Origin of the sequence: Aurantiacibacter zhengii, from assembly GCF_003584125.1 — a bacterium.
GTDB lineage: Bacteria > Pseudomonadota > Alphaproteobacteria > Sphingomonadales > Sphingomonadaceae > Alteraurantiacibacter > Alteraurantiacibacter zhengii.
On sequence record NZ_QXFL01000001.1, the window covers coordinates 1 to 21853 of the forward strand.

Sequence of the window (21853 nt, forward strand, 5' to 3'; positions counted from 1 at the left end):
CAAACAAAAAGGGCCGGGATTGCTCCCGGCCCTTTTCGTTATTGTGTCCGTCGTGGACTTACATGCCCGAACCCGGACCGTAAGTGATTTCCACGCGGCGGTTCTGCAGCTCGCGCACACCGTCGGCGGTGGGAACGCGCAGGTCGTTCTCGCCGAAGGCTTCGCTGGAGATGCGGCCGCCGGGGATGCCGCGACCCGTCAGGTACTGACGGACCGAAGCGTTGCGACGCTCTGCCAGGCCCATGTTGTAGGTCGCGGTACCCGAGGTATCGGTGTGACCTGCCAGCATGATGGCTGCGGTGCCACAATCGCCGTAAGCGGTGATGGCGGAGTTGAGCACGGTGGCCGCTTCCGGAGTGATGGTCGACTCATCCCAATCGAAGAACACGATGTAGGGGCCCTGCTCACACACTGCAGCTGCCGGAGGAGGCGGCGGCGGGGGCGGCGGGGGCGGAGGAGGCGGCGGAGGAGGCGGCGGCGGGGGCGGAGGAGGCGGCGGAGCCGGCTCAGCGCCACCGAAGTTGAACAGGAACGTGCCGAGCAGGGTGTGCGTCTCGGCATTGCCCGAGAACGGACGATCAATGTTATCGTCGAACTCGAGGCCGGGCACGCGGTGATACTTGTACTTGATCGACGCATCGATGTTCCGGGTCACCGGAGCGCGAAGCTGTGCGACGGCCTGCCAGGCGAAGTGGGTATCATCGTCGTCGAGGAAGCCCGGGCTGGTGTCGAAGGCCGTAACGTCGTTGAAGCTGACGTTGGTGATGCCAACGCCGCCACCGGCGGAGAAGCCGATGCCATCGTTGCCGCCAAAGTCGAGCAGCGCGTTGAACATGCCGCTCCAGGTGGTCATTTCACCGTTGGCAGGATCAAAAAAGCCGCTTTCTTGAACGAAACCGTTGGGAGTCGTGAAGCCGGGAACGAAGGTGCCAGTGGTATCGATCGTCTTGATGTCGAAGTCCTTGTAGGAACCCTCGACTTCGAAACGCAACGGACCGGCATCGTAACCGATCACGCCTTCTGCTTCCCAACCCATCTCGGTTTCGAGGAGCACATCATCGCCAACGTCGGCGCCGCTCAGGACGGTCGTCTCGGCTTCGCCGATGCCCGAACCCAGGCCAATATAAAACTCGTCATCTCCGGCCATTGCCGGCGTGGCGATAAACGCCGTGGCCGTCAGTAGACCGACTGTGAACTTCTTCATCAGGTATTCCCCCAATATCAAGGAACGCGAATGGGACGCGCAACGCCGCAACCACGATTATCTCGCAACCGCGACAAAGCTGCCAGGCTTGTTACCGCAAACTCACGGAATTGCGAACCCTTTCATAGCAATTGTAGCTGTCTAGCGTTTTGTGGTGGTCTAAATGCAACGGTATCGAGGTCGAAAGGCGGGTTGGTGACGCCCGCGCGCTTGCAGGCCAGGCGGAACCGGGCACGGAAGAGGTCGGCCCAGACGCCCCGTGGCCGGAGGCGGGTGAAGAAATCCGGATCGTTGTCCCGGCCGCCCCGGATCGATTGCACGATGCCCATCACCTTGCCCGCGCGCTCGGGGAAGTGAACGTCGAGCCATTCCCGAAAGAGAGGTGCGACCTCGTGCGGCAGGCGCAGGGGAATCCATCCACAGTTTTGAACGCCGCCCGCCGCCGCCCGCGCGACGATCTCTTCCAGAAACGAATCGGTGATCGCGGGAATCACCGGCGCTATCGAACAGTGGGCGGGGATTCCTGCAGCGACGAGTTTTTCCAGCGCTGCAAGCCGCTTGGCCGGGGAAGCTGCGCGCGGTTCGAGATTACCGGAAAGGACGGGGTCTAGGCTCGTCACTGAAATCGAGACGGCAACGAGGTGGTGACTGGCCAGTTCCACCAGCAGGTCCAGATCGCGAAGCACCCGGTCGGACTTCGTGGTGATGGTGACGGGATGGCGGGTTTCGAGGCAGACCTCCAGCAATTGCCGGGTGATGCGATAGCGCCCCTCGATCGGTTGGTAGGGGTCCGTGTTCGTGCCCATCGCGATCGGCCTGGGCCGGTACTTGGGGCGGGCAAGCGTCTTGCGCAGCAGATCGGCCGCATTGGGCTTGGCGAACAGCTTCGTCTCGAAATCGAGGCCCGGCGAGAGATCGTGGTAGGCGTGGGTGGGGCGCGCAAAGCAGTAGATGCAGCCATGCTCGCATCCCCTGTAGGCGTTTACCGACCTGTCGAAGGCGATATCGGGCGACTGGTTGAACGACAGGATGGACTTCGGCTCTTCCTCCGTCACCGTGGTGCGCAGTTTCGGAACCGGTCCGTCGAGTTCGGTGACCGCGTCGCGCCAGTCGCCATCGGCGCTGCGCTGGGCAAGGCCGAAGCGCTGCGGCACTGCTGCCGATTGGGCCCCGCGGCCGTGATGGGGAACAGAGGTCTTGCCCATGGAACATATATAGAACATACTGCGCGCAAGGCAAGCAAGGAGGCGATGGTGGGGACACTGGACTACGTTGAAGTACCGGCAGCATCGGTCGAACGACAAAAGAACTTTTATTCAGATGCTTTTGGCTGGGAGTTCAAAAGTTATGGAGACGACTATGCTGCGCACGAACATGGCCCTTGCCAGTTCGCGCTGAATGGCACTGGTGAGCACCAGGGCAAGGCTGCGCTGCCAGTCGTGCGGGTGGAGGATATCGGCGCTGCCCATGCTGCGGTAAAGGCAGCGGGCGGCACCATCACCGTGGATATCTTCGCCTTCCCCGGCGGGCGGCGTTTTCATTTCGCCGATCCCGAAGGGCTGCAGATGGCTGTCTACCAGCCCGGCTGAACCTATTTTTCCCGCAGGCGCGGCATCAGTTCCACGAAGTTGCACGGCCGGTTGCGGCTATCCAGCTGTTCGGCAAGAATTCCGTCCCAGCCATCTTTCACCGCCCCGTTGGAGCCGGGAAGGGCGAAAATGTAGGTGCCACCGGCCAGGACGGCCATCGCACGCGACTGGATGGTCGACGTGCCGAGGATCTTGTAGCTGATCCAGCGGAACAGTTCGCCGAAACCGGGAATGTCCTTGTCCTTGATGCGATCAAGCGCTTCCGGCGTCACGTCGCGCCCTGTCAGGCCCGTGCCCCCTGTGGAAACGATGGCATCGATACCCGGGTCGGCGATCCACTGGGCAAGCCGGGTGACGATGGCGTCGGCATCGTCCTTCTCGATCGCGCGCGCGGCCAGCGTGTGACCTGCATTCTCGATCCGTCCGGCAAGAATGTCGCCGGAGGTATCCTCGTCCGGTGCGCGGGTGTCGGAGACGGTAAGAACAGCGATATTGATCGGGATGAAGGCGGCGCTCTCGTCGATCGCCATCAGTTTCCGCCCGCCGACATATAGACCCTTCCGTTGCTTGGCGCCGTGCCATCGGGGAACAGCGGCCAGCCGTTCTGGGCAAGCGCCATGCGGCTTGGCGAGGTGTCGGTCGCCTGCCGCTCGTACATCCAGTAGTGCCGCATCACGATGGAGACGTATTCGCGCGTTTCCCAGTAAGGGATGGCTTCCATGTAGAGGAGCGGATCGTCCTGGTCGTTGATCTCGCTCTCCCAACGGGTAATCGGGGTCATCCCCGCGTTGTATGCGGCCATGATTACCGGCATGCGCCCGCGCGTTACGGGGCTGTCGCGCAACATGATCAGGTTCTGCTGTCCGAAGGCGAGGTTCGTGGCGGGATCGAAGATGTCGATAGAGCCTGCATTCAGTCCCAGCGTCGGCGCGTGCTGGCGCACGGTGATCGGCGTGATCTGCATCAGGCCCTGCGCATTGGCGGGGCTGACGGCGTTGGCGCGAAAGGCGCTTTCCTGGAGGATATGCGCAAAGGCGAGCGCGGGGTCGACCTGCCAGCCGTTCGCCGGTGCAGCCTTGGGTGCCGGGTAGCGGGACGCCGGGTCCGGCTCTCCGCCCGTTGGCGCATTCAGCGACATGTAAAGCTGGGTTTGCGGAAAACCGAGATCGCGGGCGAGGCGTGAATAGGCCGCATAGTCGCGCGGGTTACCGATGCGGGCCTGGTGCAACAGCACCTGGCTACCGAGCACATCGCGGCCGATTTCCGCCAGCGCCACGGCGATGCGGGTGTTCGGGTTGCCGCCGATCGCGCGCCAGTCTTCCTGCGAGAAGTCCGCGTTTTCCACCCGGTCCGGCAATTGCCGCCCGAGTTGTTCTGCGGCGAGCATGCCATAAAGGGTCTCGTCCATGATGGCGGCATCGCTCAGCAGGTCTTCACTCAGGGCAGGCTGGCGACACCGCAATGCGGCGCGCGATGCCCAGAACAGCGAGGCAGCGCGCAATGGCGGCGAGATCGCCTGCTGTGCCGCACGCTGGAAGGCGCCGCTCGCGGTCTCGCAGTCGTTGAGACGCCATGCGGCAAGCCCCTCCGTCCATTCGCCCTCTGCCACCCAGGCACCGCGTCCTTCGGAAACGGTCTGCGCCATGGCCAGAGCCTGCGCGTCGCGGTTCTCGATGAAATAGCTCCAGGCGACGCGCTGGCGCCATTCGGCGCGGGCTTCGGCGCTGAGCGAGGAATCGACCCCGTCCAGCAGCATTCGCGCGCCGGTCGGATCGTCGTTGGTGATGCGTTCAAGGATCGCGGCCTCGATATCGGCGGGCATCGTTCCGTCGTTGACCGAGCGAGGCCGCGTGCGGCGTGGCACAGATCCCTGCGACACGAGATCGCGCGCATAGGGCAGGCCCGGATCACCTGAGAGGCCGCGCGTCTGGCCCAGCCTTACCAGCTGCGGAGCCTGCGGCAGGTCCGCGCCGGTCTGCAGCCACTGTGCGATCTGGTCGGCCTCGACCCGCGGCGAGTTGGCCGCGAGGTAGTATTCCGCGCGTGCAACATCGTGCAGGAGTCCGCTGGGGCGCTGCTGGAACAGCTCCTCCACACGGCTCCAGTTGCCGGCCTCTATCGCGCCGAACAGGCTGTCGTAATACTGGCGATCCTGTGCATCGAGCTGCTGCGGAGCGGGCCGATCGTAGAGGCGGGCGGTAAAATAGGTGCGCGAATCCTGCTGCTGGGCGAGCACGGGTGTCGCGGTGACAACGGATATCGCAATCGCGATAGCGGTGGTAAGCTTCATGCAGAGGCGGTCCATTGACAAAGCCGCTTCCACAACCGCGCACGCTGGCGGCCATGGTCGAGCAGACGATCGGGGGCGAAGGATACGAGGGTGGCGGTTTGGCCGATGGCCACGAATTCCTCTGGCGGAGCAGCGGGATCGTGGCCGAACAGCGTGGGCAACTTGCTGCCCAGCAGCAGGATGCGCTGCGGCCTTGCCAGCGCAACATGATGGCCGAGGGCGGTACCAAGACCGTCCGCGCCAAGCTGGGTCCAGTCGGGCAGTGTGGTGTGGCAGGGCAGCGCGCTGGCGAGGTAGGCGAGGTTCGGATCGAGACCTATTGCCCGAAGAACATTTGTCACCAGCCGCCCCTGCGCGCCGCCCAGCAGGCTGTCGCGGTCGTCCGGTTCCGGCATCGTGGTAAGCACCATCATCGGTGCGCCTTCCTTGCCGATGGGAGCCACGCGCGCGGTGTGACCGTTGGCAAAGGGATTGTCCGGTCCAACCCACCAGTCGCGAAACCCGGCAAGATCCTGCGGCAGGTCCGCGGCCTTCAGCTTCGGCTCGGGCGGCTCTTCCAGCGTCTCCGCCTTCTGTGCAGCGACGGGCCGCGTTTCCTGCGGCTCTTCCTCGTCGGCAAGGAGCGGCACGATCTCGTCCGAGAACTCGTAATCCACGCCTGCGTCGCGCCACCAGTCGATGGTAGCAGCGAACTGATCGCCAAGAGGGATTTCGCTTCGATTTTCCATGATTGGACCAAGGCTGGTCTTGACGGCCCGCTAGCCAGCGATCAAGCCAAATCCGATGTTTGTTAGGCAAAACGAGGCGAAATGATGGTTGAACGGGAATCAATGCCCGCGGACGTGGTAATCGTTGGCGGCGGCGTTGCTGGCCTGTCCGCGGCGATACGGTTGAAGCAGCTCAACGAAGAGCTCGAAGTGATCGTGCTGGAAAAGGGCTCCGAGATCGGTGCGCATATCCTTTCCGGTGCCGTGGTCGACCCCAAGGCGCTTGACGAGTTGCTGCCGGACTGGCGCGACATGGATTGTCCGATGGCGGAAACCCCCGTTACCGACAACTGGCACTGGCTGCTCAGCAAGGGCGGCAAGACGAACATGCCGCACGCGATGATGCCCCCGCTGATGAGCAACAAGGGTTGCTATACCGGATCGCTGGGCAACCTCACCCGCTGGCTGGGCGAGCAGGCAGAGGCGCTGGGCGTGATGGTTTTCCCGGGCTTCCCCGCTGCCGAGGTGATGTTCGGCGAAGATGGTGCTGTCACCGGCGTAATTACCCAGGACATGGGCGTTGCCGCCGATGGCAGCCACAAGCCCGATTTCCAGCCGGGCATGGAAATCCAGGCCAAGTACACGCTGTTTGCAGAAGGTGCCCGCGGCAACCTGACGAAGCAGATGAAGGCGAAGTTCGACCTGGAAGCGAACTGCCAGCCGCAGGTCTACGGCCTCGGCGTCAAGGAACTGTGGGACATCGACCCGGAAAAGCACGTGCCGGGCCGGGTCATCCACACGCAGGGCTGGCCGCTTTCGGAAAGCGACACCTGGGGCGGCGGCTTCCTGTATCACCAGGCCAATGGCCAGGTCGCGCTCGGATTCGTGACGGCGCTCGATTACGAGAACCCCTACGTCTCCCCGTTCCAGGAATTCCAGCGGTGGAAGCACCACCCCGCCATCCGTGAATACCTGGAAGGCGGCACCCGCGTCGCTTACGGCGCGCGCGCCATCAACGAGGGTGGCTGGCAGTCCGTGCCGAAGCTGGCATTCCCCGGTGGGGCGCTGATCGGCTGCGCGGCGGGCTTTGTGAACGTACCGCGCATCAAGGGCAGCCACACCGCCATGAAGAGCGGCATGCTGGCCGCCGAGAGCGTGGCCGCCGCCATCGGCGAGGGGCACGAACATACCGAGCTTGCCGATTACGACGCCAACCTGCGCGACAGCTGGATCGCCAAGGAATTGAAGAAGGTGCAGAACGCGCAGCCGCTGGTTGCCAAGTTCGGTGGCGACATCGGCACCGTGCTTGCCGGGGCGGACATGTGGCTGCGCACGCTGGGAGTGGGCCTCGGCTCCATGGGCCACCACCGCGATTACGAAGCGACGCACCGGGCCGACCTGCACAAGCCGATCGACTATCCCAAGCCCGACGGCAAGATCAGCTTCGACCGGCTCACCAGCGTCTCCTACAGCTTCACCAACCACGCCGAGGACCAGCCCAACCACCTGAAGGTGAAGGACATGGAACTGCAGCGCGAGAGTGAGCTGGAAGTCTATGGCGGGCCCTCCACGCGCTATTGCCCGGCGGGGGTCTACGAATGGGTGCAGGAAGACGGCGCGGAGCCGAAGTTCGTCATCAATTCGCAGAACTGTGTCCACTGCAAGACCTGCGACATCAAGGACCCAAACCAGAACATCAACTGGACCACGCCCGAAGGCGGCGGCGGGCCGAACTATCCCAACATGTGAGCCACAGGCTTGCGCCTTACCGAAACCGCCTATGCCAAGATCAACCTCGCGCTGCATGTCCGCAAGCGGCGCGAGGATGGCTATCACGAGTTGGAGACGCTGTTCGCCTTCGTCGACTGCGGCGATGTGCTGACAGCGCGCAGGGCGGATGAGGACAGGCTGACCACGGTGGGTCCGTTCGCGACTGCGCTCGATAACCCGTTCGACAACATCGTGATGCAGGCGCTTTCTGCCCTCCCGAGGCCGGACGGGCTGGACGTGACGCTGGAGAAGAACCTGCCCGTCGCCGCCGGGCTGGGAGGAGGGTCTGCCGATGCCGGCGCCCTGTTCCGCATGGTGCGCAACGCCTTTGGCCTGCCAGGCGACTGGCGCGAGCGGGCGGCAAGGCTGGGTGCGGACGTGCCGGCCTGTGTCGATAGCGACATGCACATCGGGCTGGGCACCGGCGCGCAGCGGATCGAGGTGGAGAACGACATGGCCGGCATGGCCGTGCTGCTGGTCAATCCCCTTGTTCCGGTTCCGACGGGGCCGGTTTTCAAGGCGTGGGACGGCATCGACCAAGGACCGCTGCCGGATGGTTCCGCGCGCACGATCGCCCGCGAAGGGCGTAACGACCTGCGCGCACCGGCCATCGAAATCTGCCCGCAAATCGCGACTGTTCTCGATGCCCTGCAAGCCACCGATCCGTGGATGCAAGAGATGTCCGGTTCCGGCGCAACCTGCTTTGCCCTGTATGAATCCGCAGAAATCCGCGATAGCGCGGCACAAAAGCTGGGGTTGGATCATTCCGACTGGTGGCAGATGAAAGGATTTTTGCGATGAGCGAGACGGTCTTCCGTCATATCGGCGAAGCCCGACCGGGCGGCATCGTCGCCGTGTGCGACCATGCCTCCAATCGCGTGCCGGAAGGCCTGGAGCTGGGCGTCTCTGCGGATGTGCTGGAAAAGCACGTCGCTTGGGATATCGGCGCGAGCGGCGTTTGCGACCGGCTGGCCCGGCGTCACGGCATCGCTGCTATGCTGAGCGATGTCAGCCGCCTGGTGATCGACATGCACCGCGAGGAAGAGCACGACAAGCTGATCCCTATCAATACCGACGGCATCCTGGTGCCGGGCAATATCGGCGCAGACCGCGAGGCGCGTCTCGATGCCTATCACCGGCCGTACCATGCCGAGATTGAGCGCTGGTTCGACGAGGTTCAGCCCGGCCTGATCCTGTCCATCCACAGCTTCACGCCCGAACTGGAAAGCGATCCCAACCAGGATCGCCCGTGGGAAATCGGGCTGCTCTACAACCAGGACGAGCGCGCCGCGAAGCACGCCATCCGTCTTTTTGGCGAACTGGGCGCGACAGTCGGCGACAACGAGCCCTATTCGGGGAAGCAGTTGAACGCGACGATGAACCGCCATGCAGAGGCGCGCGGACGCCCTTATTGCGCCATCGAGATCCGCAACGACCTGATCGCGACCGAGACCGGGCAGGCCCGCTGGGCAGCGATCATCGCCGATGTGGCAGGCCGGGTGAAACTGGCGCTCGATACTTTCGATTGAGAAGCGCTTGTCGCGCTCCAAGCTTTTCCTCTTTCGGATAGGGCGCCCCATCCATTAGAGAAGGCCGTGACCCGCAAGGCACGACCAACAGGCAGGACACACGATGCCCGCATACCGTTCACGAACCACGACCCATGGCCGCAACATGGCCGGTGCCCGCGGCCTGTGGCGCGCCACCGGCATGAAGGATAGCGACTTCGGCAAGCCCATCATCGCCGTCGTCAATTCATTCACCCAGTTCGTGCCCGGCCACGTCCACCTGAAGGACCTGGGCCAGCTTGTCGCGCGGGAGATCGAGGCAGCAGGCGGCGTTGCCAAGGAATTCAACACCATCGCCGTGGACGATGGCATCGCCATGGGTCACGACGGCATGCTCTATTCGCTGCCCAGCCGCGACCTGATTGCCGACAGCGTCGAATACATGGTCAACGCGCACTGCGCCGATGCCATGGTGTGCATTTCCAACTGCGACAAGATCACGCCCGGAATGCTGATGGCCGCCATGCGCCTGAACGTGCCCGTGGTGTTCGTCAGCGGCGGCCCGATGGAAGCGGGCAAGGTCGTGCTGAAGGGGAAGGAAGTGGCGCTCGACCTGGTCGACGCCATGGTTGCCGCGGCGGACGACAGCTACACCGACGAGGAAGTCCTCAGCATCGAACAGTCGGCGTGCCCGACCTGCGGTTCGTGCAGCGGCATGTTCACCGCCAACTCGATGAACTGCCTGACGGAGGCGCTGGGCCTTTCGCTGCCCGGCAACGGTTCGCAGCTTGCCACCCATTCCGACCGCAAGGGCCTGTTCGAGCGAGCAGGGCGGCTCGTCGTGGCGCTGGCCAAGCGGTATTACGAGGAGGACGATGACAGCGTGCTTCCCCGCTCCATCGCCACGTTCGAAGCGTTCGAGAATGCCATGAGCCTCGACATCGCCATGGGCGGCTCCACCAATACGGTGCTGCACCTGCTCGCCGCCGCGGCAGAGGCGGGCGTCGATTTCACCATGCAGGATATCGACCGGCTGAGCCGCAAGGTGCCCTGCCTGTCCAAGGTCGCTCCGGCCAAGAGCGACGTGCACATGGAAGACGTGCACCGCGCAGGGGGTATCATGTCAATCCTGGGCGAGCTTGACCGGGCCGGACTGCTGCATACCGCGCTGCCCACGGTCCACAGCCCGACGATGGGCGATGCGCTGGACGACTGGGATATCGTGCGCACCGGCAATTCCAAGACGCACGAATTCTACAAGGCCGGGCCGGGCGGCGTGCCGACGCAGACCGCATTCAGCCAGTCGCGCCGCTGGGCGGAGCTCGACATGGACCGCGAAGGCGGTGTGATCCGCAGCGCCGAACACGCCTTCTCGCAGGATGGCGGTCTCGCCGTTCTGTTCGGCAACATCGCCCGCGATGGCTGCATCGTGAAGACGGCGGGCGTTGACGAATCCATCCTGAAGTTCATCGGCCCGGCGAAGGTTTACGAAAGCCAGGATTCTGCCGTGGCTGCCATCCTGGCCGACGAGGTGAAAGAAGGTGACGTGGTGATTATCCGCTACGAAGGGCCGAAGGGCGGGCCGGGCATGCAGGAAATGCTCTACCCCACCAGCTACCTCAAGTCGAAGGGCCTCGGCGCGAAATGCGCGCTGCTGACCGACGGGCGCTTCTCCGGCGGCACCAGCGGCCTTTCGATTGGCCATGCCAGCCCCGAAGCGGGCGAGGGCGGTGCCATCGCGCTGGTGGAAACGGGCGACACGATCGCGATCGACATTCCCGCTCGCACCATCAATCTTGTCATCAGCGAGGATGAACTGGCCCACCGCCGCGCCGCGATGGAAGCCAAGGGCGATGCTGCATGGCAGCCGGTCGAAGAACGCGAACGCCGCGTAACGCCCGCCTTGCAGGCCTACGCCGCGATGACGACAAGCGCCTCCAAGGGCGCGATCCGCGATGTCAGCCAGGTGCTGCGGGGCGGCAAGGCGTGAGACACGCCCTCATCGCATCGGCATTTTTTCTGCTGGTTGCAGGATGTGACGACGCTCAGCAGGCAAGCGCGGAGCCAGCCCTTGGCACGACGATGATAGATTGCTCGCTGAACGGGGCTGGCGGCTTTGGGCGCGACTGCACGATGGAGCGGGTCGAACAGGATGTCGACAGCTTCATCATCGTGCGCCACCCCGATGGCGCGTTCCGCCGTTTCGAACTCGGTGTACCGGGTCGCGGCCTCATAACCGCAGACGGCGCGCAGCAGGCCGAGGTGACCAATCGCGGTGGTTACGTGGAAGTGCGGGTGGATTCGGACCGTTACCACCTGCCGGTTTCCGAATGACCCAGGCAGCCGATCAAATACTTACCGTCGCGCAGATGCAGGCCGCCGAGCAGGCGCTGATCGACAATGGCGAGACCGTAGAGAGCCTGATGGAGCGCGCCGGTGCGGGCGCGGCCGACTGGATATGGCGCCTCGCCGCCGGTCGCCCGGTTACGATCCTTTGCGGACCCGGCAACAACGGCGGCGATGGCTACGTGATCGCGCGCGTGTTGCAGGAACGCGGGCTGAGCATTTCGGTCGTCGCCCCGATGGAGCCCGGCAGCGAAGCGGCCAAAACCGCGCGTGACACATGGGGCGGCCAACCGGTCGACACGGCGCACGGGGAGGTTTTCGTGGACTGCCTCTTCGGCACGGGCCAGTCGCGCCCGCTGTCGAACGAATTGGTCGGCACCATGCGCACTCTTGCCGCCAGCCACAACCTGCGCGTCGCGGTCGATCTGCCCAGCGGCGTCGATAGCGACAGCGGAGCGCTGCTGAACGACAACCTGCCTGAATACACGCTCACCATCGCCCTCGGGGCATGGAAGCGCGCGCACTGGCTGATGCCAGCCATGGCCGTGATGGGGGAGCGCAGGCTGTTCGACATCGGCGTTGGACCTGTCGAAGACGCGATCCAGCTTGCCAGGCGCCCCGGGCTCTCCCCGCCGGACGCCGACGCGCACAAGTATTCGCGCGGCCTCGTAGGGATCGCGGGCGGCGACATGGCGGGTGCGGGCATTCTCGCGGCCAGGGCGGCGCAGCACGGGGGTGCAGGTTACGTCAAACTGTCCTCTCCCCATTCGCATCCCGATCTACCGGCGGACCTGGTTCACGACGACAGCGGCGATATCGCCTCGCTGGTGTCTGACGAGCGCATGGGCGCGCTGCTCATCGGGCCGGGGCTGGGCCAGACAGACACGGCGCGGCGCAAGCTGACCGAGGTGCTCAAGTCCGGCATCGCCCTGGTGCTGGACGCAGACGCGCTCACCCTGCTGCGCCCCGAGATGGAAATCGCCTTCCCCGGCACGGTGCTCGCCACTCCGCACGAGGGCGAACTCGATCGGTTGTGCAAGGCCTTCGGCATCGTGGCCGAGGGGAAATTGGCGAAGGCCGCCGCCCTGCACGAAAGCACCGGCATGACGGTTCTGGCAAAAGGTCCGGACAACGTGCTGGTGGGTAACGAAGGCACGCGTTTCTTTCCGCCGACATCCTCCTGGCTATCCGCAGCGGGGACAGGCGACGTGCTGGCCGGGCTGGCGGCAAGCCGCATGGCCGGGGGCCGCAGTGCCTTCCACGCGGCAGAAGAGGCGGTGCAGATCCATGCCGAGGCCGCGCGGATCGCAGGTCCGGCCTTCTCTGCGGTCGAACTTGTCAACGCAATTCCAGCCGCTTACGCGCAATTCCTGTGACCGATTCGAACACGATAATCCGCATCGCTGCCAAGGGTGACGGCGTGACAGCCGATGGCCGGCATGTTGCCATGGCCGCACCCGGCGATGTGCTGCTGCCGGACGGCTCGCTGGAGCATGGGCCGCACCACGCCGCCCCGCCTTGCCGGCATTTCGGCACCTGCGGCGCCTGCCAGTTGCAACATTGCGATGACGCCGCGCTGGCGGAATTCGTGCACAACCGCGTTGCCTTCGCCGCGCAGTCGCAGGAGCTCGATCCCGCGCATGTCGCCGCTCCGGCTATGTCTCCCCCGCACAGCCGCCGCCGGGCGAGCCTGCGCGCGATCAACGGCGGCGGGCGTCCGCTGATCGGCTTCACCCAGGCCGGATCGCACAAGGTGGTCGACATGCGCGAGTGTCATGTCCTCCATCCGCGCCTGTTCGAACTGGTCCGGCCGCTGCGCCATTATCTGGCGCAGTTGAAGGGGCGCTATGCCATCGCGATAGAAATGACCCTGGTCGATCAGGGGATCGATCTGAACCTCGGTGGCTTCGCGCCGGAAGGGCTGGAGCAGACCGAAACTCTGCTCGATTTCTGCCGCGACCAGGGTCTTGCCCGCCTGACGCTGGATCATGGCTTTGGTGCCGAAAGCTTCTGGGAGCCCGAACCGGTTACCGTTACCCTTGGCGGCTACCCCGTCGCTTTCCCGCCGGGAGCCTTCCTGCAGGCCACGCAGCACGGCGAGGACGCACTGGTTGGCGCGGCGCGGGAATGGCTGGCGGGATGCGGCCGCGTGGCAGACCTGTTCGCAGGGCTGGGCACTTTCGCGCTGGCGCTGGCGGATACCTCGCAGGTTATGGCGGCCGAAGCGGATGCCGCGGCCATCAACGCGCTGCGTCTTGTCGCCAACCGCAGCCGCCTGTCGGTGGAATGTGCGCATCGCGACCTGTTCCGCAATCCGGTGCGGGCGGAGGAGCTGGCAGGTTTCGACGGCGTCGTGCTCGATCCGCCCCGCGCGGGGGCGCGCACGCAGGTGGAGCAACTGGCGGCGAGCGGGGTATCCCGCATCGTCTATATCAGTTGCAATCCGTCAAGCTGGGCGCGCGATTGCGTGCAACTGAAGGAGGCGGGCTATCGCCTGCAAGAGCTGCGCCCCGTCGGGCAGTTCCGCTGGTCCACCCACGTGGAACTGGCCAGCCTGTTCGTGCGTCAGGCCTGAGCTGCCAGCATTGCCACGATCCGTTCTTCCAGCCAGGCGCTGTCGTCCGCGCGGCTGAAGCCGTGATCGGCATCGGGGCGCTTTTCGATGGCTTCATGCGCGATCGGATAATTGCTGCGAAACGCCTGTGCCGTGCGGTCCCGCCCGGCCAGCAGGATACAGGCTTTGCCGCGGTATTCGGCCAGCGAGGCGGCCATTGCCTCTCCCAACTGCGTCGTATTGGCCTTTTCCAGCGTTGCGCGCTTCAGGCTTCTGGCAACGCCGCCGATAGAGACCTTGCCGGTCAGAAGCCGGGCCAATTCACGTGGGTTGCGCAGCTTTTCCATGTAACGCGCGCGGATGGCATCGGGCGTGGTCTCCTGCGCATTGTCGTCATCGAAGGTCCACGGGTTGGCCAGCACCAGCGCGTCCGTGCCGAAACCATGGCCCAACATCAGCGCCGACGCCGCGTCGCAATTACCGAAAGCCACGACATGGCGCAGGTGCGGTGACTGCTGGCGGAAAGTGGTAAGGGCCCCCTCGATTTCGGGTGCCGATTCGCGAAAGCCAGCGTTCGTACCCGTGCTGTCCCCCACGCCCCTGCGGTCGAAGCGGAAGACGGGATAACCTTTTGCAGCAATTCGCGCCGCCAGCCGGGCGTGCCCGGCAAAGGCACCGCTGCGGGTTTCGTTGCCGCCACTGACGATCAGCAGACCGGTGGTACCGGCGGCCTCGTCCAGAGTGGCGACAAGGGTGTCACCCTCACACGGAAAGGTCAGATGCCGCCGGGTCATCGCAGGTGCCCCATTGCCAGTTCGGCAATCCGATCGGCCTGCACCGGGTCGTGGGCAGGTTCCGCGCGGAGCCATAGTCCCCCACCACCCACATCGCCTTGGGCAATTTCGACGGCGTCGCTCTCACCCGGCGAAGCCTGTTCGAGTTCCGCGACCATGTCCGGGCCTAAGTTGTAACCGGCAAGCCGCAACCCCTCCGACCGCCCGCGTTCGAGAAGATCCTCGCGGCTCTGCGCTTCCCCGGCCTCGCGCGCCGCGATGACCTGGGCCCGCAGCATGGCGCGCAGCAGGCTGGCCCCGGATGCGGGGGCGTAGTGAATATTGGGCAGGTGGCCGGGCGCAACCAGAGCGCCGCCCCTGATTGCCAGCACGTGCGTCGCCCCGAAATGGTTTGCCGCAGCACGCATCGCCGCGCGCCAGCCATCCAGCGTCTGCTGTTCCAGCGGCAGGAGGCTCTCGTTGGTGCCGGGCAGGTCTGGCAGGAAGCTGTCGACCCCGGCCGCATCCAGTCGCCGCATCGTTTCGACCGTGAAATGGCGCAGTTTGCTGCCTTCGTCGAACAGGGCGCGAACCACCAGCACGCGCGGCGCGCGCCCGGCATCGAAGCCGATCACATATTCGTCAGAGCCTGAAGGCGTGGGCCAGAGACCCGTCAGCACGCGGTTTCAGCCGTCAGCGCGCTTGGCCTGGAGGAACGCGAGCAAGCCGCCGAAAGTTTCCAGCATTTCGCCATCGACGTCTTCGTCATCGATGATGATATCGAGCCTGTCCTCCAGTTCGGTGAGCAGGCCGGCGACGGCCATCGAATCGAGTTCGGGCAGGTCGCCGAAGAGACCGGAATCGGAATCGAGGGCCGCGATGCGTTCTGCCGAGAGGCCAAGAACGTCAGCGAGAACCTGCCGCAGGACGAGATCGATGTCTTCGGCCTGCTCGGTCGGGGCGGGGAGATTGGTCGCCATAGTTCTTGCGCACTAGCCATCAGCGCCGCCCGAGACAAGCTTGCGCAACAAATGCTTGGCCACAAAGGGCCAGTTTCGGGGCGCTGCAGGGCGCAGACAGGTGACCTGCCAGCGGGTGCGCACCTGTTCCATCCAGTCTCGCTTGTAAGGATCGTCCCCCGTGCCGAAATCGACCCATTCAACGCCGTCTGTGTCGATCACGCGCTCGAACAGGGCAGCCGTCAGCGTCGTGCCGGGGGAGAGGGCGTCTGCATCGCTGCGATGGGCCAGCTTGTGGATGTAGGCGGTATCGCCGTCCACCGTCCAGAACTGGGCCGCGACCGGTTTTCCCTGGTGCCGGGCGAGGGCGAAGCGAAACCTTCCCGCGGCGCTTTCGGCCATGGCAAAGGCGCGCAGCAGGGCGGGATCTCCCTCAGCAGGCTTCCAGCTCTCGGCGTAAATGTCCTCGTAGGCTTGCCAGTTGGAAGGTTCGAATTCGGTGGAAAGCGAGACGTCCACCTTCTTCGCCTTGCGCTTCAGGGTCGTTCGCAGTCGCCCCGGGCGGTCTGCCAGGAAGGCGGCATAGCTGCGCCCTGCCACGGGCAACACGTGGTTGGTATCGCACGCTTCGGCGAGCACAACCCATCCCGCCTGCCGGAACGCGCGGGTCAGGCGGGCAAGTGTGCCGTCCTCGTCCGGCACCTTTCGCAACGTCAGCCGGTGCGTGCGCTGGCGAAGGTCGCGGGCGAGTGCCTCCAGCATGGCCTCGCTTGCCATGTCGCCGGCGCGCAGGTCGCTCCAGGTAAAGGCATACCAGTTGGTCAGCGCCTCCAGCCCGTTGGCCGACCTGTGGAGGGGAAGAATAATGCCGTTGCCATGCGCGGTCGCCGTGGCGAACAGCGGCGCGATGCCGCTCTCTTCCAGCAGCGCGAACCATTGCAGCCGGGCGAACGGGCCAGCATCGGACCAATCAAGGTCTTGCAGATCGTTAACCGTGTCGTGATAGCTGATCGCCGTCACTGAATCGTCCATCCTCCAGGAATGCAATGTCCAGCGCGCCCGATCCCACGCCCTATCCGCTCGATCACCTCGCCATGCGCGGGGCTGGTACGGATGCGGCGCTGGTCCTGCGCGGCGAAACGCTTAGCTGGAATGGCTTAAGAAGCCGTGTCGCGCACCTTGCGGGCTGGCTTGCGGGGCAGGTGCCGGAAAAGGGAGCGCGGGTGGCGACATGGGCCGCGAAGGGGGAACTCACTTGCCTGATGCCGCTGGCCGCAGCGCGTGCGGGGCTCGTCCACGTGCCCATCAACCCGCTGCTAAAGCGCGCCCAGGTTGGCCATATCCTTTCCGATAGCGGCGCCAGCCTGCTGATCGCGAACGCGGCCAGGCTCGCCTCGCTGGAGGAGGGCGATGTGCCTGCTGCCTGTTCGCAGATGGAGGAAAAGTCCGCTCTCGACGCGGCAGCGGGGGCGGAGCCGCTGGAGATGCTTTCCGAGGCCGATCCGGACGAGCTTTGCGCCATCCTCTACACCAGCGGATCCACTGGCAGGCCCAAGGGCGTGATGCTGAGCCATGCGAACATGTGGCTGGGCGCGGTCAGCGTGGCGCACTACCTCGGCATGGCGGCAGACGACGTGACGCTGGCCGTGCTGCCGCTAAGCTTCGACTATGGCCAGAACCAGCTGCTCTCCACTTGGTATGCCGGTGGCAGCGCGGTGCCGCTCGATTACCTCACTCCGCGTGACGTCATCAAGGCATGCGCCCGCCATGGCATCACGACGCTGGCCGCCGTGCCGCCGCTTTGGGTGCAACTGGTGGGGCAGGAATGGCCACAGGAGGCCGTGGAGGGGATGCGGCGTCTGACCAACAGCGGCGGCGCGCTCACCGTGGACCTGGTGCGCGACCTGAGACGGATTTTTCCCGATGCACGCCTGTTCCCCATGTACGGCCTGACCGAAGCCTTTCGCTCGACTTATCTCGATCCCGATCTGGTGGACGATCACCCGACCTCGATGGGCCGCGCCATTCCCTTTGCGGAAATACTGGTCGTCAACGGTCGCGGAGAGGTTCACGAAGAGGGCGAACTGGTTCACTGCGGTCCACTTGTGGCGCAAGGCTACTGGCAGGATCCAGAACGCACCGCGCAACGATTCAAGCCTGCACCAGCGGCCTCGGAATACGGCGGGATGGCGGTATGGTCTGGCGACAACGTGCGGCGGGCGGACGATGGTCTGCTCTATTTCGTCGGCCGTGACGATGCCATGATCAAGAGCGCGGGCAACCGTATCAGCCCGCAGGAGATAGAGGAGGTCGCTATCGCGACAGGACTGGCGGACGAGGCGGTGGCGCTTGGCGTTCCCGATGAGAAACTGGGGCACGCCATCCATCTGGTCGTGCGGGGTTCCGGCGACGAGGAAGCCCTGCGTGCCGCCTTGCGGAGCGAACTCCCCAATTTCATGCAGCCTGCCGTCGTTCGTTGGGTGGAGGCGATGCCGCTCAATCCCAACGGCAAGATCGACAGGGCCAGGCTGGCGAGGGACGCGGCATGAAGGCGCTCGGTCCGATCCCTCCTGAATTCTCCGCGATAGATGGCGAACTGGCCATTGGTGGACGACGCGCCAGCGCGCTGGTGAAGGAGGCCGGCGACACCCCCCTGTTCGTCTATTCGCGCGAGATCATCGAACACCAAATCGCGGGCCTGCGCAAGGTAATGCCCGAACGGTTGAACATTCATTACGCCATGAAAGCAAACCCTTATGGGCCATTGCTAGAATTCTTGGCAGATCTGGTCGATGGCCTCGACATCGCTTCGTCCGGCGAACTGGAGCAGGCGCGGGAGGCCGGATATTTACCCCGGGAAATCAGCTTTGCCGGACCGGGAAAGCGCGACCGCGAACTGTGGGCGGCCATCCGCGCCGGTGTGACCCTGAATATCGAATCGGAGAACGAGGCACAGCGCGCCTTGCAGATGGGGAAGGAGCTTGGCGTCATCCCGAGGATGGCGATCCGCGTGAACCCCACGTTCGAATTGCGCGGTTCGGGGATGAAAATGGGCGGGGGTGCCAAGCCATTTGGCGTCGACGCTGACCGCGTGCCCGATCTTGCCCGCAGGATCGTGGATGCCGGCGCAAACTGGCGCGGGTTTCATATCTATTCGGGCAGCCAGGCTCTTGATGCAGAGGCCCTGATAGAAGCGCAGGGCCATGTCCTTGATCTCGCGGCGCAGCTGGCGAGGGACGCGGGCGTGGAAGTGCCGCACCTCAACATGGGCGGCGGTTTCGGTATTCCCTATTTCGACAAGGATAGGCCGCTGGATATTACTGCCATCGGTGCCGCTCTGGCGCAGCGCTTTGCCGCGCTTCCGGAAGTGCTGGAAAAGACGAAGTTCGCCATCGAACTCGGGCGTTATCTGGTCGGGGAAGCGGGCGTCTATCTCACGCGCATCGTGGACCGGAAGGAAAGCCACGGCACTACCTACCTGATCACCGACGGGGGCCTGCACCACCAGCTTGCCGCGTCAGGCAACTTCGGCACCGTGGTGCGCCGCAATTACCCCGCCGCAATAGTCACGCGCTTCGATGACGAGCCGGAGGAGGTCGTCAACGTGGTCGGTTGTCTGTGTACGCCGCTGGACCGCCTGGCCGACGCGGCTCACTTGCCGCGTGCCGAGGTGGGAGACTTGGTCGCGATTTTCTGCGCCGGAGCCTATGGTGCCAGCGCCAGTCCGGCGACGTTCCTGGGGCAGGGTGCGGCACGCGAGATGCTTGTCTGAAGGACGAGCGCAAAATCGTCCCGGAATAGTACAGGCCTTCACAAAATCCGCTTCCAGCGGGGTTTTGGGTGTGAAGGCTAACGCAATGTTCACCCTTTTTCGCGACAACCCCTGACCGGATCCCGGGCTGTCTGCCTGCGTGGCTTCTAAGGCCGCGCCTGCCAGCCCACTCAAGTTCGCGAAGGACGCATCGATGCGCAAGACAAAGTCCGCAACTCTCCTGTTTGCTTCGGCAAGCCTCGCTATCGGCCTGTCCGGCTGCGCGGGTGCTGCCTCCGGGCCGGAGCTGGAGCCGGCTCGGTTTGTCGCCATGCAGGAAGGGCCGGGCGAGGAATATGTGATCGGTCCGCTCGACAAGTTGACCGTCCACGTCTGGCGCAACGACGAACTGGGCGCCGAGGTCCAGGTGCGGCCCGATGGCCGCATCACCACGCCGCTGGTGGCGGACATGCCTGCGGTGGGCAAGACGCCCACCATGCTGGCGGAGGACATCCGCCTCCAGCTTTCGCAATACATCGAAGAGCCACTGGTGACCGTGATCGTCAACGAATTTGCCGGCACCTTCAGCCAGCAGGTGCGGATCGTGGGCGCGACGGCGCAGCCGGCCTCGATCCCCTACCGCGCCAACATGACGCTGCTGGATGCGATGATCTCCGTCGGTGGCCTGTCCGAATATGCGGCCGGCAATCGCGCCACGCTGATCCGCTTCGATCGTCAGTCCGGCAGCCAGAAGGAATACGCGCTGCGCCTGTCCGACCTGCTGCGCCGCGGCGACAGCGATGCGAACGTGATGCTGCGCCCCGGCGACGTCATCATCATTCCAGAGAGCATGTTCTAAGGAAGGTATGTAAGCTTTGCACCAGCTTCTCGAAGAACTGCGCGGTGGCATCTGGGCGATCTGGAACCGTCGCTGGCTGGCCCTCGGGGTCGCCTGGGGCGTCTGCCTGCTGGGGTGGCTGGTCGTTGCGCTGATACCCAACAGGTACGAGAGCGAGACCCGCATCTTCGTACAATTGGACGACGTGCTGGCCGAACAGATCGGCATCGGCGCCGCCAGCCGGGCACGCGATATCGACCGTATTCGCCAGACCCTGGTGAGCTCGGTCAACCTCGAGACGGTAGTCCGCTCCACGCGCATCGGGGACGGCGTGACATCCCCCACTGAGATGGAAGCCGCGATCGAGCGGCTGACCAAGGACATCGAGGTGGTGAGCGAAGGCGAGAACATCTTCGAGATCACCGCTTCCAGCGCTCGCAGCGACCTCTCCGATTCCGATAACGCCGAACTGGCGCAGGTTATCGCGCAGCGGATGATCGACATTTTCCGCGAGGAGAACCTCGGCGGGGCGCGGGGCGACATGGAGGAATCTATCGAGTTTCTGAACCAGCAGCTGGCTGCTCGCGAAGCCGAACTCGCCGCTGCCGAGGAACGCCGCCTGGCCTTCGAGACAGCCCATCCCGAATTGATCGGCGGGGCGCAGGCCATTGCTACCCAGTTGAATGCCACGCGCGGCGAACTGCGCGCGGTCGAGGCCGACCTTGCCGCTTCGCAAAGCGCGTTGGCTGGGCTCGAGGGCCAGATATCGAGCACGCCGCGTTTCATCGTCACACCGGGTGCTGGCGGCCCGCAGGCATCGCTCGCCCAGGCCCAGGCGCAGCTTGCCGCCCTCGAAGCGCGCGGCTTGACGGACGAGCACCCCGACATGGTTGCCGCCCGCCGCACCGTCGCATCCTTGCGTGAGCAGGCGCAGGCCGCAGGGCCTTCCGGCGGCACACTGAACCCTGCCTACAGCACTCTCCAGTCGATGTACGTGGAGCGTCAGGCCAACGTGCAGTCGCTGCAATCGCGGGCAGCTGCCCTGCGTTCGGAAATCGCATCGATCACGGCCAATCAGGCACTGGAACCCGGCGCCGCTGCCGAAGCCCAGCGCATCAGCCGCGATTATGACGTGCTGCGCCAGCAGTATGACCAGCTTTTGCAGGATCGCGAGGAGTTGCGGCTGCGCGGCCAGGTGGAAAACGAGCGCAGCGCGGTGCAGTTCGAGGTTGTCGATCCACCAACGACACCGCGCAAGCCTGCGGCACCCAACCGTCCGCTGCTGCTGCTGGGCGTCCTGATCGTGGGCCTGGGCGCGGGTGGGGGCACGGCCTTCGCGGTGAGCAAGCTTGGCTCCACCTTCGCCACGGCAAACCAGCTGGAGCGAGCCTTCGGACTGCCGGTGATCGGGACGATCACGCACACCTTCACCGAGGCAGGCCGCGAATTACGCGCCAAGCGCCTCAAGTACTTCGCCGCCGGGGTAGGGGGCCTTGGCATGCTGTTCGTGGTGCTGATGGGCGTGGAATTCGTCCAGCGCGGCATGGTGGCATGAGGGAGAGCG

21 protein-coding genes are annotated in these 21853 nt (G+C 64.8%); 12 read left to right on the forward strand and 9 right to left on the reverse strand.

The genetic code is table 11. The features are described 5' to 3' along the window. Positions 1-58: 58 nt before the first annotated feature. Together D2V07_RS00005 and D2V07_RS00010 are read right to left on the reverse strand one after the other, a co-directional pair. Positions 59-1204: an OmpA family protein gene (locus tag D2V07_RS00005; RefSeq protein WP_119583979.1), complete on the reverse strand. Its 1146-nt coding sequence runs from the start codon at positions 1202-1204 to the stop codon at positions 59-61. A 122-nt stretch (positions 1205-1326) separates the two neighbouring features. Then, entirely contained in the window at positions 1327-2409 is a 1083-nt protein-coding gene (locus D2V07_RS00010; RefSeq protein ID WP_119583980.1) for a PA0069 family radical SAM protein, read from the reverse strand. A gap of 45 nt (positions 2410-2454) precedes the next feature. On the opposite strand from D2V07_RS00010, the gene D2V07_RS00015 reads away from it, so the two are divergent. Beyond that, complete coding sequence (locus D2V07_RS00015) at positions 2455-2793, forward strand: VOC family protein (protein WP_233548175.1); 339 nt, start codon at positions 2455-2457, stop codon at positions 2791-2793. Positions 2794-2795: 2 nt separating this feature from the next. Here the strand turns inward: D2V07_RS00015 and moaB are convergent, their stop codons facing one another. The 3 genes from moaB to D2V07_RS00030 are packed head-to-tail and all read right to left on the reverse strand — an operon-like array spanning position 2796 to position 5811. After that, positions 2796-3323 carry a molybdenum cofactor biosynthesis protein B gene (gene moaB, locus D2V07_RS00020; RefSeq protein WP_119583981.1) on the reverse strand — a complete coding sequence of 176 codons (528 nt, stop codon included), beginning with the start codon at positions 3321-3323 and terminating at the stop codon, positions 2796-2798. Next, a complete protein-coding gene (locus D2V07_RS00025; protein WP_233548176.1) occupies positions 3323-5083 on the reverse strand; it encodes a lytic transglycosylase domain-containing protein in 1761 nt (586 codons plus the stop codon). Before D2V07_RS00025 ends, moaB begins: the two co-directional genes overlap by 1 nt. Next, positions 5080-5811 carry a uracil-DNA glycosylase family protein gene (locus D2V07_RS00030; RefSeq protein ID WP_119583983.1) on the reverse strand — a complete coding sequence of 244 codons (732 nt, stop codon included), beginning with the start codon at positions 5809-5811 and terminating at the stop codon, positions 5080-5082. The genes D2V07_RS00025 and D2V07_RS00030 overlap by 4 nt, the downstream gene beginning before the upstream one ends. Before the next feature lie 84 nt (positions 5812-5895). Between D2V07_RS00030 and D2V07_RS00035 the strand changes: the two genes are divergently transcribed. The 7 genes from D2V07_RS00035 to D2V07_RS00065 all read left to right on the forward strand — a co-directional run bounded on the left by D2V07_RS00035 (position 5896) and on the right by D2V07_RS00065 (position 13989). Further along, positions 5896-7539, forward strand: a complete 1644-nt coding sequence (locus D2V07_RS00035) for an electron transfer flavoprotein-ubiquinone oxidoreductase (RefSeq protein WP_119584769.1) — start codon at positions 5896-5898, stop codon at positions 7537-7539. Positions 7540-7548: 9 nt separating this feature from the next. Next, on the forward strand, positions 7549-8361 hold the full coding sequence (locus D2V07_RS00040; RefSeq protein WP_119583984.1) for a 4-(cytidine 5'-diphospho)-2-C-methyl-D-erythritol kinase: 813 nt from the start codon (positions 7549-7551) through the stop codon (positions 8359-8361). Further along, entirely contained in the window at positions 8358-9089 is a 732-nt protein-coding gene (locus D2V07_RS00045) for an N-formylglutamate amidohydrolase (protein WP_119583985.1), read from the forward strand. The genes D2V07_RS00040 and D2V07_RS00045 overlap by 4 nt, the downstream gene beginning before the upstream one ends. Before the next feature lie 103 nt (positions 9090-9192). Continuing rightward, a complete protein-coding gene (gene ilvD / locus D2V07_RS00050; RefSeq protein WP_119583986.1) occupies positions 9193-11058 on the forward strand; it encodes a dihydroxy-acid dehydratase in 1866 nt (621 codons plus the stop codon). Then, positions 11055-11402 carry a hypothetical protein gene (locus tag D2V07_RS18355; RefSeq protein ID WP_147366869.1) on the forward strand — a complete coding sequence of 116 codons (348 nt, stop codon included), beginning with the start codon at positions 11055-11057 and terminating at the stop codon, positions 11400-11402. The genes ilvD and D2V07_RS18355 overlap by 4 nt, the downstream gene beginning before the upstream one ends. Beyond that, positions 11399-12790, forward strand: a complete 1392-nt coding sequence (locus D2V07_RS00060) for an NAD(P)H-hydrate epimerase (protein WP_119583988.1) — start codon at positions 11399-11401, stop codon at positions 12788-12790. The genes D2V07_RS18355 and D2V07_RS00060 overlap by 4 nt, the downstream gene beginning before the upstream one ends. After that, positions 12787-13989, forward strand: a complete 1203-nt coding sequence (locus D2V07_RS00065; protein WP_119583989.1) for a class I SAM-dependent RNA methyltransferase — start codon at positions 12787-12789, stop codon at positions 13987-13989. Before D2V07_RS00060 ends, D2V07_RS00065 begins: the two co-directional genes overlap by 4 nt. On the opposite strand, the gene D2V07_RS00070 is transcribed toward D2V07_RS00065, so the two are convergent. Genes D2V07_RS00070 through D2V07_RS00085 form a run of 4 tightly spaced genes read right to left on the reverse strand, consistent with a single transcriptional unit; the run spans position 13980 to position 16732 of the window. Further along, entirely contained in the window at positions 13980-14762 is a 783-nt protein-coding gene (locus D2V07_RS00070; RefSeq protein ID WP_119583990.1) for a hydrolase 1, exosortase A system-associated, read from the reverse strand. The two genes, D2V07_RS00065 and D2V07_RS00070, sit on opposite strands and share 10 nt — an antisense overlap. Beyond that, positions 14759-15421, reverse strand: a complete 663-nt coding sequence (locus tag D2V07_RS00075) for a hypothetical protein (protein WP_119583991.1) — start codon at positions 15419-15421, stop codon at positions 14759-14761. Before D2V07_RS00075 ends, D2V07_RS00070 begins: the two co-directional genes overlap by 4 nt. 6 nt (positions 15422-15427) lie before the next feature. Further along, a complete protein-coding gene (locus tag D2V07_RS00080) occupies positions 15428-15721 on the reverse strand; it encodes a phosphopantetheine-binding protein (RefSeq protein WP_119583992.1) in 294 nt (97 codons plus the stop codon). A 12-nt stretch (positions 15722-15733) separates the two neighbouring features. Beyond that, positions 15734-16732: a GNAT family N-acetyltransferase gene (locus D2V07_RS00085; protein WP_119583993.1), complete on the reverse strand. Its 999-nt coding sequence runs from the start codon at positions 16730-16732 to the stop codon at positions 15734-15736. A gap of 14 nt (positions 16733-16746) precedes the next feature. Here D2V07_RS00085 and D2V07_RS00090 point away from each other — a divergent pair, with 14 nt between their 5' ends. From D2V07_RS00090 to D2V07_RS00105, 4 genes are all read left to right on the forward strand, one after another. After that, positions 16747-18249: an acyl-CoA ligase (AMP-forming), exosortase A system-associated gene (locus D2V07_RS00090; RefSeq protein ID WP_119583994.1), complete on the forward strand. Its 1503-nt coding sequence runs from the start codon at positions 16747-16749 to the stop codon at positions 18247-18249. Beyond that, complete coding sequence (locus D2V07_RS00095; protein ID WP_119583995.1) at positions 18246-19472, forward strand: pyridoxal-dependent decarboxylase, exosortase A system-associated; 1227 nt, start codon at positions 18246-18248, stop codon at positions 19470-19472. The genes D2V07_RS00090 and D2V07_RS00095 overlap by 4 nt, the downstream gene beginning before the upstream one ends. A gap of 193 nt (positions 19473-19665) precedes the next feature. Beyond that, positions 19666-20310: an XrtA/PEP-CTERM system exopolysaccharide export protein gene (locus D2V07_RS00100; RefSeq protein WP_119583996.1), complete on the forward strand. Its 645-nt coding sequence runs from the start codon at positions 19666-19668 to the stop codon at positions 20308-20310. A 16-nt stretch (positions 20311-20326) separates the two neighbouring features. Continuing rightward, positions 20327-21844 carry an XrtA system polysaccharide chain length determinant gene (locus D2V07_RS00105; RefSeq protein WP_119583997.1) on the forward strand — a complete coding sequence of 506 codons (1518 nt, stop codon included), beginning with the start codon at positions 20327-20329 and terminating at the stop codon, positions 21842-21844. The last annotated feature ends 9 nt before the right edge of the window (positions 21845-21853 follow it).